This window comes from Streptomyces sp. CB02400 (assembly GCF_001905725.1).
Taxonomy (GTDB): domain Bacteria; phylum Actinomycetota; class Actinomycetes; order Streptomycetales; family Streptomycetaceae; genus Streptomyces; species Streptomyces atrovirens.
Window position 1 is genome coordinate 248,986 of sequence record NZ_LIWB01000005.1, and the last position, 14,656, is coordinate 263,641.

Here is a 14,656-nt window from a genome sequence, read left to right on the forward strand (position 1 = left end):
CAGGGAAGCGGGCCCTCCCGCTCGTTAAGGTGAACCCCATGAGCGAACCCCCCCGCTTCGATCGCGGCCACACCGACGACCTGATGTCCTTCCTGGCGGCGAGCCCCACGCCGTACCACGCCGTGGCGAACGCCGCCGAGCGGCTGGAGAAGGCGGGCTTCAGGCAGGTCGCGGAGACGGACGCCTGGGACGGGTCGGCAGGTGGCAAGTACGTGCTGCGCGGCGGCGCGATCATCGCCTGGTACGTCCCCGAGGGTGCCCCCGCGCACACCCCGTTCCGGATCGTCGGCGCCCACACCGACTCCCCCAACCTGCGCGTCAAGCCCCGGCCCGACAGCGGGGCGCACGGCTGGCGCCAGGTCGCCGTGGAGATCTACGGCGGGCCGCTGCTCAACTCCTGGCTCGACCGCGACCTGGGCCTGGCCGGCCGGCTCTCCCTGCGCGACGGCTCCACCCGGCTGGTCAACGTCGACCGTCCCCTGCTGCGAGTCCCCCAGCTCGCCATCCACCTGGACCGCTCGGTCAACGCCGACGGCCTCAAGCTCGACAAGCAGCGGCACATGCAGCCGGTGTGGGGCATGGGCGACGACGTGCGCGACGGCGACCTGATCGCCTTCCTGGAGGAGACCGCCGGGCTCCCGTCCGGCGAGGTCACCGGCTGGGACCTGATGGTGCACCCCGTCGAAGCACCCGCCTACCTGGGCCGCGACCGCGAGCTGGTGGCCGGCCCGCGCATGGACAACCTGCTCTCCGTGCACGCCGGCACGGCCGCGCTCACCGCCGTGGCCGGCCGGGGCTCCGGCCTCCCCTGCATCCCCGTGCTCGCCGCCTTCGACCACGAGGAGAACGGCTCCCAGTCCGACACCGGCGCGGACGGCCCGCTGCTCGGCGGCGTCCTGGAGCGTTCGGTGTTCGCGCGCGGAGGATCGTACGAGGACCGGGCCCGCGCCTTCGCCGGCACCGTCTGCCTCTCCTCCGACACCGGTCACGCCGTCCACCCCAACTACGCGGAGCGGCACGACCCGACGCACCACCCGCGCGTCGACGGCGGCCCCATCCTCAAGGTCAACGTCAACAACCGCTACGCCACGGACGGTTCCGGCCGGGCGGTCTTCGCGGCGGCATGCGAGAAGGCGGACGTCCCGTTCCAGTCCTTCGTCTCCAACAACGCGATGCCGTGCGGCACCACCATCGGCCCGATCACCGCCGCCCGGCACGGCATCAGGACCGTCGACATCGGCGTGGCCATCCTGTCGATGCACAGCGCCCGCGAACTGTGCGGCGCGAAGGACCCGTACCTGCTGGCGAACGCGCTGGTGGCGTTCCTCGACGGCTAGTCAACTGTCCGTCCGCCGACGGCGCATGGGTGCCGCCCGCCCGGGTACCCGGTCCGGACCGGAAACACCGGACAGGGAGGCGACACTCATGGGCCTCGGCGGATGCATCATCCTCATCGCCGTGGGAGCAATCCTCACGTTCGCGACCGACTGGGACATGCAGGGTGTCAACCTTGACCTGGTCGGCGTCATCTTCATGATCGTCGGTCTGATCGGCGTCGCGACGTTCAGCAGCATCGCCCGGCGCAGGCGGGTCGTGGTACCCCCCGCCACCCCGGTCGTCGACGACACCACCCGCCCGCACACCCGTGACGGCTACAGCGACGGGTACGGGGTCTGACCGGGGGCCGACTGCCACACCGAAGGGCGCGGGAGAGTTCGTCTCCCGCGCCCTCACTGCTGCGCGGCGGCTCGGGAGCGCGGTGGCGCCGGTCAGCCGAGCGGGTGCCCCGTCGTCGTGTCCACGTGGTCCGTCACCCCGTCGTGGCGGTCGCCGGTGGTGAGGGTGCCGGTGGGCTCGAAGAGGAGGATCGCGGTGGGGACGGGGGCGGAGGGCTTGTGCTCGGTGCCGCGGGGGACCGTGAAGACGGAGCCCTTCGGAAGGACGACCGTGCGTTCGCCGGACGGCTCGCGCAGGGAGATGCGCAGTTCGCCGTCGAGGACGAGGAAGAACTCGTCGGTGTGGTCGTGCACGTGCCAGACGTGTTCGCCCTCCACCTTGGCGACGCGTACGTCGTAGTCGTTGACGGCGGTGACGATTCGGGGGCTCCACTGCTCCGTGAAGGAGGCGAGGGCCCGGTCGAGGGAGAGGGGTTCCTGTGCCATGCCCTCATCGTCGGCGGTGCGCCGGCACGGCGACAGTGCTAGAAATCGCGCATGCCGCAAGGATCCTCTCAGCCCGTGCGCACCCATCACGTCGCCGTGATCGTCGACGAGGGCACCAATCCGTTCGAGGTCGGCGTGGCCACCGAGCTGTTCGGGCTGCCCCGGCCCGAGCTGGGGATGTCCTGCGCGCCGTACCGGGTGACGCTGTGCACGCCCACGCCGGAAGTGTCCATGAACCACGGGTTCTTCACCATGACCGGGGCGGCCGGGCTGGACGCCGTGGACGACGCCGACACCCTCGTCGTACCCGGGCGGCCGGACAACGTCGTACCGCGCGGTGCGGCCGTCCTCGACGCGATCCGGAGCGCGTACGCGCGGGGCGCCCGTGTCGTCAGCTTCTGCACCGGCACCTTCGCACTCGCCGAGGCGGGCCTGCTGGAAGGGCGCCGCGCCACGACGCACTGGATGTGGGTGGACAGCTTCCGGGAGCTGCACCCGAACGTGCTGCTGGAACCGGACGTGCTCTTCGTGGACGACGGGGACGTCCTCACCGCCGCGGGCAGCTCGGCCGCCCTGGACCTGGGGCTGCACCTCTGGCGCCGGGACCACGGCGCCGAGACCGCCAACGCGGTCTCCCGGCGCCTGGTGTTCGCCGCGCATCGGGACGGCGGGCAGCGCCAGTTCGTGGAACGGCCGGTTCCGCCCGTGCCGGACGAGTCCCTGGGGCCGTTGCTGGCGTGGGCGCAGGCACGGATGGGCGAACCGCTGACGGTGGCGGACCTGGCGGCGCGGGCGGCGGTGAGTCCGGCGACCCTGCACCGGCGTTTCCGCGCGCAGCTCGGTGTGACACCGCTCGCCTGGCTGACCGGGGAGCGGGTCGCGCTGGCGTGCCGGCTCATCGAACGGGGCGAGGCACGGCTGGACGTCGTGGCCGCGCGCAGCGGCCTGGGGACGGCGGCGAACCTGCGGGCGCGGCTGCGGCGCGAGACGGGACTCAGCCCGTCGGCCTACCGGCGGCGTTTCGGAACGCGGGGCGGGGAAGCCCTGGATCCATGAGATTCCTTGTGCGGGACCGGATCCTCGGGATCGGGGACGACTACTGGATCGAGGACGACCACGGGAACAAGGTCTTCCTCGTCGACGGCAAGGCGATGCGGCTGCGGGACACCTTCGAGCTGAAGGACACCGAGGGGCGCGTCCTCATCGACATCCGCCAGAAGATGTTCGCCCTGCGCGACACGATGGTGATCGAGCGCGGCGGGGAGCCGCTGGCGACGGTCCGGCGCAAGCGGCTGTCGTTGCTGCGCAACCACTACCGGGTGACCCTGGCGGACGGCGGCACCGAGCTGGACGTCAGCGGCCGGATCCTCGACCGGGAGTTCGCCGTCGAGTACGACGGCGAACTGCTCGCAGTGATCTCCCGGCGTCTGCTGACCGTACGGGACACCTACGCCGTCGACGTCGTACGCGAGGACGCGGACCCTGCGCTGCTGATCGCGGTGGCGGTGTGCGTGATCCACCTCGCGGAGAAGGAACGGGAGGACTAGGCCCCGGTCAGTGGCGGGAGAACCGGGGCCTGGTCAGCGGCGGGAGAACCGGGGCCTGGTCAGCGGCCGGGGCGGTCCAGGCCCAGGACGCGGTCCTTGAGGGCCGGGAAGCGTTCGCGGGTGCCCGCCACCGTGGTCGGGTCGAAGTCGACCGTGAGGATCTGTTCGCCGGGGCCCGCCTCGGCCAGGACCTCGCCCCACGGGTCCACCACGATCGAGTGACCCGCCTGCGGAACTCCCGCGTGCGTCCCGGCCGTTCCACACGCGAGGACGAACGACTGGTTCTCCACCGCCCGTGCCTGAGCCAGCAGCGTCCAGTGGGACCGGCGGCGCTCCGGCCAGCCCGCCGGGACGACGAGGGTCTCGGCGCCGGCGTCGACGAGACCGCGGAAGAGTTCGGGGAAACGGAGGTCGTAGCAGGTCGCCACACCGACGACGGTGTGCGGCAGACGGACCGTCACCAGTGCGTAGCCCGCCCCCATCAGCACGGCCTCGCCCTTGTCGAAGCCGAAGCGGTGGATCTTGCGGTAGGCGGCGACCAGCTCACCGGAGGGGGAGAAGACGAGCGAGGTGTTGTAGAGGGGGCCTTCCGGGTCCCGCTCGGGGATCGAGCCCGCGTGCAGCCACACGCCCGCGTCGCTCGCGGCCTTGGCCATCGCCTCGAAGGTCGGCCCTTCGAGCGGTTCCGCCTCACTGCCGAACTCCTCGTACGCGAACGCGCCCGTGGTCCACAGCTCCGGCAGCACGACGAGATCGGCCCCGGCCTGATCCCGTACCATCCCGGCGACCCGGAGCCGACGCGATTCGACCGATTCGTCCTCGTTCACGGCGACTTGGAGCAAGGAAGCGCGCACACTACCACCGTCCTGGCATTCGACCCGCGCACACGGGCCTACGATCGTCACACGAAAGCACTGCCGGGGTGCCTCACAGCAGCGTAACTTGGGGGCGCCCCCGGTTCGAGCGAAGCCGAGAACTGGGGGAGACCCGAGACACGCACGAAGTGCAGCCACCGCCCACTGGCACCGCCGCCACAACCTGCCCGTGTACCGACCGCCGAGGGGTCCCGTTCCGTGAGCCTGCATCCCACCCTCCAGCCCTACGCCGACGCCTGGACCCACTCCATCGAGGCGATATCCGAGCTGGTGCAGCCGCTCCCGGAGGCCGACTGGAACCGGCGGACGCCGTGCCCGGGATGGTCGGTCCGCGATGTCGTCTCGCACGTCATCGGCCTGGACTCCGAGATGTACGGCGACCCCCGCCCCATCCACACGCTGCCGCGCGACCTGTTCCACGTCACCAACGACCACCAGCGGTACATGGAGATGCAGGTCGACGTGCGCCGCCACCACACGTCGCCGGAGATGACCTCCGAGCTGGAACTCATGATCATCCGCCGCAACCGTCAGTTGCGGAACGAGAACCGTGAGCCCGGCACCACGGTGCGCGGCCCGCTCGGCACGGAGCTGACGCTGGAGGAGTCCATGCGCCGGCACGCCTTCGCCGTGTGGGCGCACGAGCAGGACCTGCGCACGGCCCTCGGCCGCCCCGGCAACCTCGACTCCCCCGGTGCGTACATCGCCCGTGACGTGCTGCTCGCCGAGCTGCCGCGCGTGGTGGCCGAGCTGGCGCAGGCGCCGCGCAGCTCGGCCGTGGTCCTCGACGTCCACGGACCGGTGGAGTTCCTGCGCACCATCCGCGTCGACATCCAGGGCCGAGGCACCCTGGAAACGGCCCCGGCCCTCGGCCCGGCCGCCGCCCTCACCCTCGACTGGGAAACCTACGTCCGCCTGGCCTGCGGCCGGGTGACGGCGGAAGCGGTGACGGACAGGGTGAAGACGGAGGGCGACCTGGACCTGGCGGCGGCGATCCTCCGCCACTTCGCGGTGACGCCCTAGCCGCGCATCCGCGGGCAGTCGTGCCGCTGGGGCGGCACGGGTGGGCGCGACGGCATCCGGCAAGCGCCGGCCGCGCGACCCACCCCCGCCCGGCAGCAACACCGGGCGCCGTCACACGGGCACATGCACGGAGGAAACCCGGCTCGCAACCAACCGCTCCCGCTCCGCCCGAGCCGCCCGCCTCCGCAACCGCAGAATCTGGGTGACACCCAGGGCCTGCAGCACAAACACGGACGAGAAGGCGACGGCATAGTCGTCCCCGGTCGCGTCCAGCAGCACCCCGACCGCGAACAACGTCGTCATGGAAGCCACGAACCCTCCCATGTTCGTGATCCCCGACGCCGTCCCCTGCCGCTCAGCCGGATTCGCCGGCCGCGCGAAGTCGAACCCGATCATCGACGCCGGCCCACAAGCCCCCAGCACCACGCACAACACCACCAGCAGCCACATCGGCGCCGTATCCGCCGGATAGACCAGGGTCGCGGCCCACAGCACCGCCGTCGCCCCCACCGTCCCCAGCGCCAGCGGCAGCCGCGCCCCGTACTGCCGAGCGATGACCTGGCCGTAGACGAGCCCGAAGACCATGTTGGACAGCACGACGAGAGTCAGCAGCTCACCGGCGACCGCCCGCGACAGCCCCTGCGCCTCCACCAGGAACGGCATCCCCCACAGCAGCAGGAACACCATCGCCGGGAACTGGGTCGTGAAGTGCACCCACAGCCCCAGCCGCGTCCCCGGCTCCCGCCAGGAAGCGGCGATCTGACGGCGTACATAAGCAGCCCCCTGGTGTGGCACCGGCTCCGGTTCGTACCCCTCGGGATGGTCCTTGAGGAAGAACAGAAGCAGCACGAACACCACGACACCGGCCACCGCGCTCCCCGCGAACGCCGCCGTCCAGCCGATGCCGTGCAGCAGCCGGGCGAGGACCAGCGTGGAGACGAGGTTTCCCGCCATGCCGGCCAGCCCCGCCATCTGCGCGATCAGCGGCCCGCGCCGGGCCGGGAACCACCGGGTGCCCAGCCGCAGCACGCTGATGAACGTCATCGCGTCACCACAGCCGAGCAGTGCCCGCGAGGCGAGCGCCATGCCGTACGACGGTGAGAACGCGAAGCCGAGCTGCCCGGCCGTGAACAGCACCACGCCGATGCCCAGCACCTTCTTGGTGCCGAGCCGGTCGACCAGCAGCCCGACGGGTATCTGCATGCCCGCGTAGACCAGCAGTTGGAGGATGGAGAAGGTGGACAGGGCGGAGGCGCCCACGTCGAAACGGTCGGCGGCGTCGAGGCCGGCCACACCCAGCGACGTACGGAAGATGACGGCGACGAAGTAGACCGATACGCCGATCCCCCACACCGCGAGGGCGCGCCGTCCGCCTTGGGGTGCCCCCTCTGGGGGAGGGCCCCCGGGCAGCGTGCCGCTCATCGCACCTCACCCCTGGCCAGGTGGGAGAACCAGCCGACGTGCCGGTGGACGACCCCGACGGCCGCCTCCGTGTCACCGGAGCGCAGCGCCTGAAGGATCTCCCCGTGCTCGGCGAGGGTCTTGGCGATCCGGTCGGGGTGGGAGTGCATCACGGCGACGCCCATCCGGAGCTGGCGGTCGCGGAGCTGGTCGTAGAGGCGGGAGAGGATCTCGTTGCCGCCGCTGCGGACGATCTCGGCGTGGAAACACCGGTCGGTGACGGAGGCCGCGGCGAAGTCACCGGCCGCGGCCTGCTCCCTCTGCCGGGCGAGCAGCTCCTCCAACCGCTCGATGAGACCGGGCGGCGCGGGTACGGCCTTCCTGGCGGCGTGCTCCTCGACGAGCAGCCGGGTCTCGACGACGTCGGCGATCTCCTGCGCGGAGACGGGCAGGACGAGGGCGCCCTTCTTCGGGTAGAGCTTGAGCAGCCCTTCGACCTGCAGCCGCAGCAGCGCCTCGCGCACGGGGGTCCGCGAGACCCCCACGGCCTCGGCCAGCTCACCTTCGGTGAGCAGCGTCCCGCCCTCGTAGCGGCGGTCCAGGACGCCCTGCTTGACGTGGGTGTAGACGCGGTCGGCGGCTGGGGGTTGCTTCACGGGGGCCATGCTGGTCATGCGGACAGGATAGATACAACACGCACGCATGGAAGAATCCATCCACGATGCGGACTCCGATACGGGCTCCGGCGCGGGCTCCGGGGCGGGCTCCGGCGCGGGCTCCGATACGGAATCGGAGAAGTCGGAAGTGACCCCCGATCCAGGCACAACCATCCGCACACGTCGCGAGTCAGACAGGCGCGGCCCCCTTATGGGCCGCACCTCAACTTGGCCGCAGGGTACGGCCATTCCAGGTAATCGGGGTATTCGACTTGAAGATCGACATTCAGGGCATCCGTATCCGCAGAGCCGTCGGCGTCGCCATGACCACCGGCGCCGTGCTCGCCTCCGGAGCCCTCTACGCTGCGCCCGCGCAGGCCGCCGCGGCGCCGTCCATCGTCGCCAAGGGCGGCTATGTGATGAACAACGCGAACGGCAAGTCGCTGTACACGAAGGCGGCGGACACGCGTCGTTCGACCGGCTCGACGACGAAGATCATGACCGCGAAGGTGGTGCTGGCGCAGAAGAACCTGAACCTGGACGCCAAGGTCACGATCCAGATGGCGTACAGCGACTACATCGTGAAGAACAACGCCTCGTCGGCGCGGCTGATCGTCGGTGACAAGGTCACCGTGCGCCAGCTCCTGTACGGGCTGATGCTGCCGTCCGGCTGCGACGCGGCGTACGCGCTGGCGGACAAGTTCGGCTCGGGCAAGACACGTGCGGCCCGCGTGAAGTCGTTCATCGGCAAGATGAACTCCGAGGCGAAGAAGCTGGGCCTGAAGAACACCCACTTCGACTCCTTCGACGGCATCGGGAACGGCAAGAACTACTCGACGCCGCGCGATCTGACGAAGATCGCGAGCAGCGCGATGAAGAGCTCCACGTTCCGCTCGATCGTGAAGACGAAGAAGTACACGGCGAAGACGAAGACCAAGACGGGCAGCACCCGCACGATGGCGCCGTGGACCAACACCAACACGCTGCTCAGCAGTTACAGCGGCACGATCGGCGTGAAGACCGGCTCGGGCCCGGAGGCCAAGTACTGCCTGGTCTTCGCCGCGACCCGCAACGGCAAGACGGTCATCGGCACGGTCCTCGCCTCCTCCTCCGCCGCCCAGCGCGAGAAGGACGCGAAGAAGCTCCTGGGCTACGGCTTCGGCAAGATCTGACGTACGGAACGACGGGGCCCACCGATACCGGCGGGCCCCTTTCCTCTGCCTCACACTGCCGTCCGCACGAGCTTCCGACGGTGGACAACTCTGGTCCCGAGACCGTGACCGGAGGTTACGGTCTCAGCATTCCCGCACGTCAGCGGGGTTCCGCACTCTCCCTGAGAGCCCGCACGAACGCGTCCGGCGCGTCGGCGGACGCATAGACGGTGTCGACGTCCGCGCTCTCGCCGTCCCCGAGATCCATGGGTACGGGTGGGTCGAGGTGCAGCCGGACGCCCACCGTGCCGCCGACCGAGCAGGCGACGGCGGTCGGCTCGGCGGGCACCCGGCGCAGCCCTCGGCCGGGGATCGTCCGCAGGCTGCGGGAGGCCGAACGCACCGCTGAGCGAGGCAGATCCAGGCTGCCCATGAAGCCGGTGTGCAGGACCACCCGGGCCGGCGAGACCGTATGGGGGTGCCGGGCCAGCGCGGCCAGGACGCCGAAGCCGGTGAGGATGAGGGCGAGTTCCAGGAGCGCGTGGAGCAGCCGGGCCGACGGCGGCAGGATCTCGGAGACGATGAAGGCCACCGGGATCTCGGTGAGCGTCAGGGCCATGACCATGGAACGCAGTTCGGAGGAGTGGCGTAACGCCGTCGACCGCCCCTCGCCCCGGGCCGGAGGGCGACGGACGACCGTGGCGCAGAGGGATCGGGACAGGATGCGTGCCCGGTGACGCAGCGGCGGCTTGGGGGTCACCTTCGGCACTGCTTCTTCGACCTCCTGGCGAGCCGGCGAGCGGGCGGGCGGGAAGGCCCTTGAATCAGCCTAGAAACGTCGAGATCGCCAGAACCAGTGACATCTGTCATGGAAAGGAACAGGGTCGTGTGGTGGTCGCAAGATCCGCCATACACGCTCCCGTCGGCCGGCACAGCCGTTTCGGTCAGCTTCGCTCGCAGTCGTGAACATCATCGAACCGGCTGGCATATGCGTTCTGCCCCGCTCTACGTTCCGCAGCGGAGGTAATTCACATGAACGAACCCAGCAAACGGAAGAACTCCGCTGAGCAGCACGAGGCGATCGACGTCAGCGACTTCGTGTACGCGGCGACCGGCGCCCGGGTGCGGAGGCTGACGATGCCGGACGGGATGCACTGGTTTCCGGCGGCGGATGTCTGCAAGGAACTCGGTCACACCAACTCTCGGAAGGCGCTCACAGACCATGTCCCGGACGAGCACCGAGAGATTCTCGAGACTGTAACTGGAGGTTACGGTCTCAGCGTTCCCGCAGGTAGGGAGTGGCGTCGAGACTTGCAAATCATCTCTCTGCAAGGTCTCATCCTCCTCGTCAACGCCTGCACCAAACCGTCCTGCGCCCCCTTCAAGCAGTGGGTCGCCGAAGTGATCGAGACCGTTCAGCGGGAGGGTTCCTACTCTCTCGACGAGGCCGAGGTGCAGTCCTCCGAGCCCGGCGCTCCCATCGCCTACGCCATGCCGGAGCAGGTCGCCGAGGCCATCGTCCGGCTGGAGGCGCACAACCTTCAGCTGGACGAGAAGCTGGCCGACGGGCAGCGCGAATCGATCACTTTGCAGAAGGAGATGGTGACCCTGCAGAGGGAGCTGCTGGTCACCCAGCAGGCCACCCTCGCCGTGCAACAGGCCATGGTCCGGGCGCTGGAACGCATCGCGGACCGGTTCGACACCCTCGTCCTCGAACGTCGGACGCCCACCGCCCTCCTCACCGCGCGGCCCACCACCGAGTCGGTGCTGGCCGACTGGCGGCAGCGGCTGTCCGTGACCGAGGACGTGTGGGCGGTGGCCGTGGTCATCGCCCCGGTGCTCGTCGAACAGGGGGAGCTGCGCGAGCCGTTGGAGTCGATCGCCGCCCGCACCGGGCTTTCCGTGCGGCGCGTCAACGACTGCCTCCGGCTGCTGCGCAAGCACGCCTGCATTCGCTCGCGGGGCGGGGCCGAGGACGGGGCTCCGGTGTACGTGCTCCATCAGGTCTGAGCGGACCGGCACAGCAGGAGGGGCGTCGCAATCCGAACTTGCGGCGCCCCTCCTGTCTCATGAACCTACCTGGTTCGCGGGCCTCACGCCCAGGTGATCAGCCGCTTCGGCTGCTCCAGGACCGCCGCCACGTCGGCCAGGACCTTGGAGCCCAGCTCGCCGTCGACCAGGCGGTGGTCGAAGGAGAGGGCGAGCGTGGTGACCTGACGGGGCTTCACCTTGCCCTTGTGGACCCACGGCTGGGGCTTGATCGCTCCGACCGCGAGGATCGCGGACTCGCCGGGGTTGAGGATCGGCGTGCCCGTGTCGACGCCGAAGACGCCGACGTTGGTGATCGTGACCGTGCCCGCCTGCATGGCGGACGGGGAGGTCTTGCCCTCGCGGGCCGTGGACACCAGTTCTCCCAGGGACTCGGCCAGTTGCGGCAGTGTCTTGGCGTGGGCGTCCTTGATGTTCGGGACGATCAGGCCGCGCGGGGTGGCCGCCGCGATGCCCAGGTTGACGTAGTGCTTGACCACGATCTCCTGGGCCGCCTCGTCCCAGGAGGCGTTGATCTCCGGGTTGCGCCTGATCGCGACCAGCAGGGCCTTGGCGATCAGCAGGAGGGGGTTCACGCGCAGGCCCGTGAACTCCTTGTCCTGCTTGAGCTCCTCGACCAGCTTCATCGTCCGCGTCACGTCCACCGTCACGAACTCCGTGACGTGCGGCGCGGTGAACGCCGAGCCGACCATCGCCGCCGCCGTGGCCTTGCGGACCCCCTTGACCGGGATACGGGTCTCGCGGGCGGTGTCGTACGACACCGGGGCCGCGGGGGCGGCAGCCGGGGCGGCGGCAGCCGGGGCGGCCTCCTGCGGAGCCGGAGGCGCCACCGCCGCGTGGACGTCCTCACGGGTGATGATGCCGTCCGGGCCGGTCGGGGTGACCGTCGTCAGGTCGACGCCCAGGTCCTTCGCCAGCTTGCGCACCGGGGGCTTCGCCAGCGGGCGCTCCTGGGAGACGGCGGGGGCACCGTGGCCGTTCAGCTCCGGCTGGGCAGCGGTGCCCGGGGCCGGCGTCTTGCGGGGGCGGCGGCGCGTCGAGGACGTCGCCACGCCGTAGCCGACCAGGACCGGCTGGCGGGCCACCGGCTGCTCCTCGGGTTCCGCGGGCTCCTCGGTGGGGGCGGGTGCCTCCTCCTGAGGAGCCGGGGCCGCACCGCCCGCGACGTCCACCGCGATGATGGACGTGCCCACGTCCACCGTGGTGCCCTCGGGGAAGTGCAGCTCGCGGACCACACCGTCGTAGGGGATGGGCAGTTCGACGGCCGCCTTCGCCGTCTCGACCTCGCAGACCACCTGGCCGTCGGTGACCGTGTCACCGGGCTGGACGTACCACTTGAGGATCTCGGCCTCGGTGAGGCCCTCGCCCACGTCCGGCATCTTGAACTCGCGTACGGACGCGTTCGTCATCGTCGTCACGACCCTCTCCTCAGTACGCCAGCGAGCGGTCGACGGCGTCCAGCACCCGGTCCAGGTCCGGGAGGTAGGACTCCTCCAGGCGGGCCGGCGGGTACGGGGCGTGGTAGCCGCCCACCCGCAGCACCGGGGCCTCCAGGTGGTAGAAGCAGCGCTCCGTGATCCGCGCGGCGATCTCCGCGCCGGAACCGAAGAACACCGGTGCCTCGTGGACGACGACCAGGCGGCGGGTCTTCTCCACCGACGCCTGGATCGAGTCGAAGTCGATCGGGGAGACCGAGCGCAGGTCCAGCACCTCCAGGGAGCGGCCCTCCTCGGCCGCCGCGTCCGCGACCTCCCGGCAGAGCTTCACCATCGGGCCGTACGCCGCGAGCGTCAGGTCCGTGCCCTCGCGCACCACGCGCGCGGTGTGCAGCGGGCCGGGGATCGCCTCGGTGTCGACCTCGCCCTTGTCCCAGTAGCGCCGCTTGGGCTCGAAGAAGATCACCGGGTCGTCGCTCTGGATGGCCTGCTGCATCATCCAGTACGCGTCCGACGCGTTCGACGGCGACACGATCTTCAGGCCGGCCACGTGCGCGAACAGCGACTCGGGGGACTCCGAGTGGTGCTCCACCGCGCCGATGCCGCCGCCGTAGGGGATGCGCACGACGACGGGCATCTTGACCTTGCCCAGCGAGCGGGCGTGCATCTTCGCGAGCTGCGTGACGATCTGGTCGTACGCCGGGAAGACGAAGCCGTCGAACTGGATCTCCACTACAGGGCGGTAACCGCGCAGGGCCAGGCCGATCGCCGTACCGACGATGCCCGACTCGGCGAGCGGGGTGTCGATGACGCGGCTCTCGCCGAAGTCCTTCTGCAGGCCGTCCGTCACCCGGAACACGCCGCCGAGCTTGCCGACGTCCTCGCCCATGACGACGACCTTCGGGTCCGCGTCCAGGGCGTGCCGCAGCGACTCGTTGATCGCCTTGGCCAGGGCCATCTTGTCCGTCATGTCACTTACCCCCGTCCGCGTCCGCGAACGACGCCTGGTACGCCGCGAACTGCGCACGCTCCTCGTCCACGAGCGCGTGTCCGTCCGCGTACACGTTCTCGAAGATGGCGAAGTGGTCCGGGTCCGGCATGGCACGGACCGCTTCGCGCACTCGTTTGCCCAACGCCTCGCTCTCGGTCTCCAGTTCCGCGAAGAATCCCTCGTCCGCGTGGTTTGAGGCTTCGAGGTAGCGGCGAAGACGCAGGATCGGGTCCTTGGCCTCCCAGGCCAGGCGCTCCTCGTCGCCGCGGTAGCGGGTCGGGTCGTCGGAGGTGGTGTGCGCGCCCATGCGGTACGTGAACGCCTCGACCAGCGTCGGGCCCTCACCCGCGCGGGCCCGCTCCAGGGCCCACTTGGTGACGGCCAGGTTCGCCAGCACGTCGTTGCCGTCCACGCGGACGCCCGGGAAGCCGAAGCCCTGCGCGCGCTGGTACAGCGGCACGCGGGACTGCTTCTCGGTCGGCTCGGAGATCGCCCACTGGTTGTTCTGGCAGAAGAACACCACGGGGGCGTTGTAGACCGCGGAGAAGGTGAAGGCCTCGGCCACGTCGCCCTGGCTGGACGCGCCGTCGCCGAAGTAGGCGATGACCGCGCTGTCCGCGCCGTCCTTGGTGACGCCCATCGCGTAGCCCGTGGCGTGCAGGGCCTGCGAGCCGATGACGATCGTGTACAGGTGGAAGTTGTTGCCGTTCGGGTCCCAGCCGCCGTTGTTCACGCCGCGGAACATGCCGAGCAGATTGGTCGGGTCCACCCCGCGGCACCACGCGACGCCGTGCTCGCGGTAGGTGGGGAAGACGTAGTCGTCGTCGCGCAGCGCCCGGCCGGAGCCGATCTGCGCCGCCTCCTGCCCGAGCAGCGAGGCCCACAGGCCCAGCTCGCCCTGGCGCTGCAGGGAGGTGGCCTCGGCGTCGAAGCGGCGGGTGAGCACCATGTCGCGGTAGAGGCCGCGCAGGTCGTCGGCGGTGATGTCGGCGACGTACTGGTCGAACTCGGCGTTCTTGACGCGCTTGCCCTCGGGCGTCAGCAACTGGACGAGGGCGGGCTCGGCGCTCTTCCCGGCGCCGGTGGCCTTCTTGGCGCTGGTGGCCTTCTTGGTGGTGCTGGTGGTGCGCTTGGTGCCGGTGGTGCCGGCCTTCGTTCCGGCGCTGCGTCGCGGTGTGCGCGCGGCAGTGCTCTCCACGGTCACGTGTGCTCCTCCGTCGGTCCGGCCCCCGGGGTTGCCGGTAGGCCAGTGCGGCTCACCTGTTCTCGACCACCGGGCACGGGGTGGGTGCCACTCGGCCGGGAACAGGCGTGACAGGTGCCCCGGCGAGCGCCCTGCAAGAGGCACGTTACCCAGTGCTCCAC

General features: G+C 70.4%; 15 protein-coding genes. 7 read left to right on the forward strand and 8 right to left on the reverse strand.

The genetic code is table 11. The features are described 5' to 3' along the window. Positions 1 to 38 precede the first annotated feature (38 nt). Positions 39 to 1,337, forward strand: a complete 1,299-nt coding sequence (locus tag AMK33_RS14720) for a M18 family aminopeptidase (RefSeq protein ID WP_073933256.1) — start codon at positions 39 to 41, stop codon at positions 1,335 to 1,337. Positions 1,338 to 1,425: 88 nt separating this feature from the next. Next, a complete protein-coding gene (locus tag AMK33_RS14725) occupies positions 1,426 to 1,677 on the forward strand; it encodes a DUF6458 family protein (RefSeq protein ID WP_030215226.1) in 252 nt (83 codons plus the stop codon). 92 nt (positions 1,678 to 1,769) lie between these two features. On the opposite strand, the gene AMK33_RS14730 is transcribed toward AMK33_RS14725, so the two are convergent. Further along, positions 1,770 to 2,162, reverse strand: coding sequence for a cupin domain-containing protein (locus AMK33_RS14730; RefSeq protein ID WP_073933257.1), 393 nt, complete (start codon positions 2,160 to 2,162; stop codon positions 1,770 to 1,772). 51 nt (positions 2,163 to 2,213) lie between these two features. On the opposite strand from AMK33_RS14730, the gene AMK33_RS14735 reads away from it, so the two are divergent. Beyond that, positions 2,214 to 3,218 (forward strand): GlxA family transcriptional regulator, encoded by a 1,005-nt coding sequence (locus tag AMK33_RS14735; protein WP_073933258.1) that lies wholly within the window; start codon positions 2,214 to 2,216, stop codon positions 3,216 to 3,218. Beyond that, positions 3,215 to 3,709, forward strand: a complete 495-nt coding sequence (locus tag AMK33_RS14740) for an LURP-one-related/scramblase family protein (protein WP_073933259.1) — start codon at positions 3,215 to 3,217, stop codon at positions 3,707 to 3,709. Before AMK33_RS14735 ends, AMK33_RS14740 begins: the two co-directional genes overlap by 4 nt. 59 nt (positions 3,710 to 3,768) lie before the next feature. Here the strand turns inward: AMK33_RS14740 and AMK33_RS14745 are convergent, their stop codons facing one another. Further along, positions 3,769 to 4,563 (reverse strand): carbon-nitrogen family hydrolase, encoded by a 795-nt coding sequence (locus AMK33_RS14745; RefSeq protein ID WP_073933260.1) that lies wholly within the window; start codon positions 4,561 to 4,563, stop codon positions 3,769 to 3,771. A 219-nt stretch (positions 4,564 to 4,782) separates the two neighbouring features. On the opposite strand from AMK33_RS14745, the gene AMK33_RS14750 reads away from it, so the two are divergent. Further along, entirely contained in the window at positions 4,783 to 5,607 is an 825-nt protein-coding gene (locus tag AMK33_RS14750) for a maleylpyruvate isomerase family mycothiol-dependent enzyme (protein WP_073933261.1), read from the forward strand. 111 nt (positions 5,608 to 5,718) lie between these two features. Here AMK33_RS14750 and AMK33_RS14755 read toward each other — a convergent pair whose 3' ends face one another. Continuing rightward, positions 5,719 to 7,029, reverse strand: coding sequence for an MFS transporter (locus AMK33_RS14755; protein WP_073933262.1), 1,311 nt, complete (start codon positions 7,027 to 7,029; stop codon positions 5,719 to 5,721). Further along, positions 7,026 to 7,682 carry a GntR family transcriptional regulator gene (locus AMK33_RS14760; protein ID WP_073933263.1) on the reverse strand — a complete coding sequence of 219 codons (657 nt, stop codon included), beginning with the start codon at positions 7,680 to 7,682 and terminating at the stop codon, positions 7,026 to 7,028. The genes AMK33_RS14755 and AMK33_RS14760 overlap by 4 nt, the downstream gene beginning before the upstream one ends. A gap of 305 nt (positions 7,683 to 7,987) precedes the next feature. Here AMK33_RS14760 and AMK33_RS14765 point away from each other — a divergent pair, with 305 nt between their 5' ends. After that, entirely contained in the window at positions 7,988 to 8,836 is an 849-nt protein-coding gene (locus tag AMK33_RS14765) for a D-alanyl-D-alanine carboxypeptidase family protein (protein WP_073933492.1), read from the forward strand. A 139-nt stretch (positions 8,837 to 8,975) separates the two neighbouring features. On the opposite strand, the gene AMK33_RS14770 is transcribed toward AMK33_RS14765, so the two are convergent. Further along, positions 8,976 to 9,575, reverse strand: coding sequence for a hypothetical protein (locus tag AMK33_RS14770; protein ID WP_143203834.1), 600 nt, complete (start codon positions 9,573 to 9,575; stop codon positions 8,976 to 8,978). Positions 9,576 to 9,847: 272 nt separating this feature from the next. On the opposite strand from AMK33_RS14770, the gene AMK33_RS14775 reads away from it, so the two are divergent. Then, a complete protein-coding gene (locus AMK33_RS14775) occupies positions 9,848 to 10,825 on the forward strand; it encodes a BRO-N domain-containing protein (protein ID WP_073933265.1) in 978 nt (325 codons plus the stop codon). A gap of 83 nt (positions 10,826 to 10,908) precedes the next feature. Here AMK33_RS14775 and AMK33_RS14780 read toward each other — a convergent pair whose 3' ends face one another. Genes AMK33_RS14780 through pdhA form a run of 3 tightly spaced genes read right to left on the reverse strand, consistent with a single transcriptional unit; the run spans position 10,909 to position 14,495 of the window. Continuing rightward, the gene (locus AMK33_RS14780) at positions 10,909 to 12,282 is read right to left on the reverse strand and encodes a dihydrolipoamide acetyltransferase family protein (protein WP_073933266.1); all 1,374 of its coding nucleotides are present in this window, start codon (positions 12,280 to 12,282) and stop codon (positions 10,909 to 10,911) included. A gap of 10 nt (positions 12,283 to 12,292) precedes the next feature. Further along, on the reverse strand, positions 12,293 to 13,270 hold the full coding sequence (locus AMK33_RS14785) for an alpha-ketoacid dehydrogenase subunit beta (RefSeq protein WP_073933267.1): 978 nt from the start codon (positions 13,268 to 13,270) through the stop codon (positions 12,293 to 12,295). A 1-nt stretch (position 13,271) separates the two neighbouring features. Continuing rightward, positions 13,272 to 14,495, reverse strand: coding sequence for a pyruvate dehydrogenase (acetyl-transferring) E1 component subunit alpha (gene pdhA / locus AMK33_RS14790; RefSeq protein WP_073933268.1), 1,224 nt, complete (start codon positions 14,493 to 14,495; stop codon positions 13,272 to 13,274). Positions 14,496 to 14,656 lie beyond the last annotated feature (161 nt).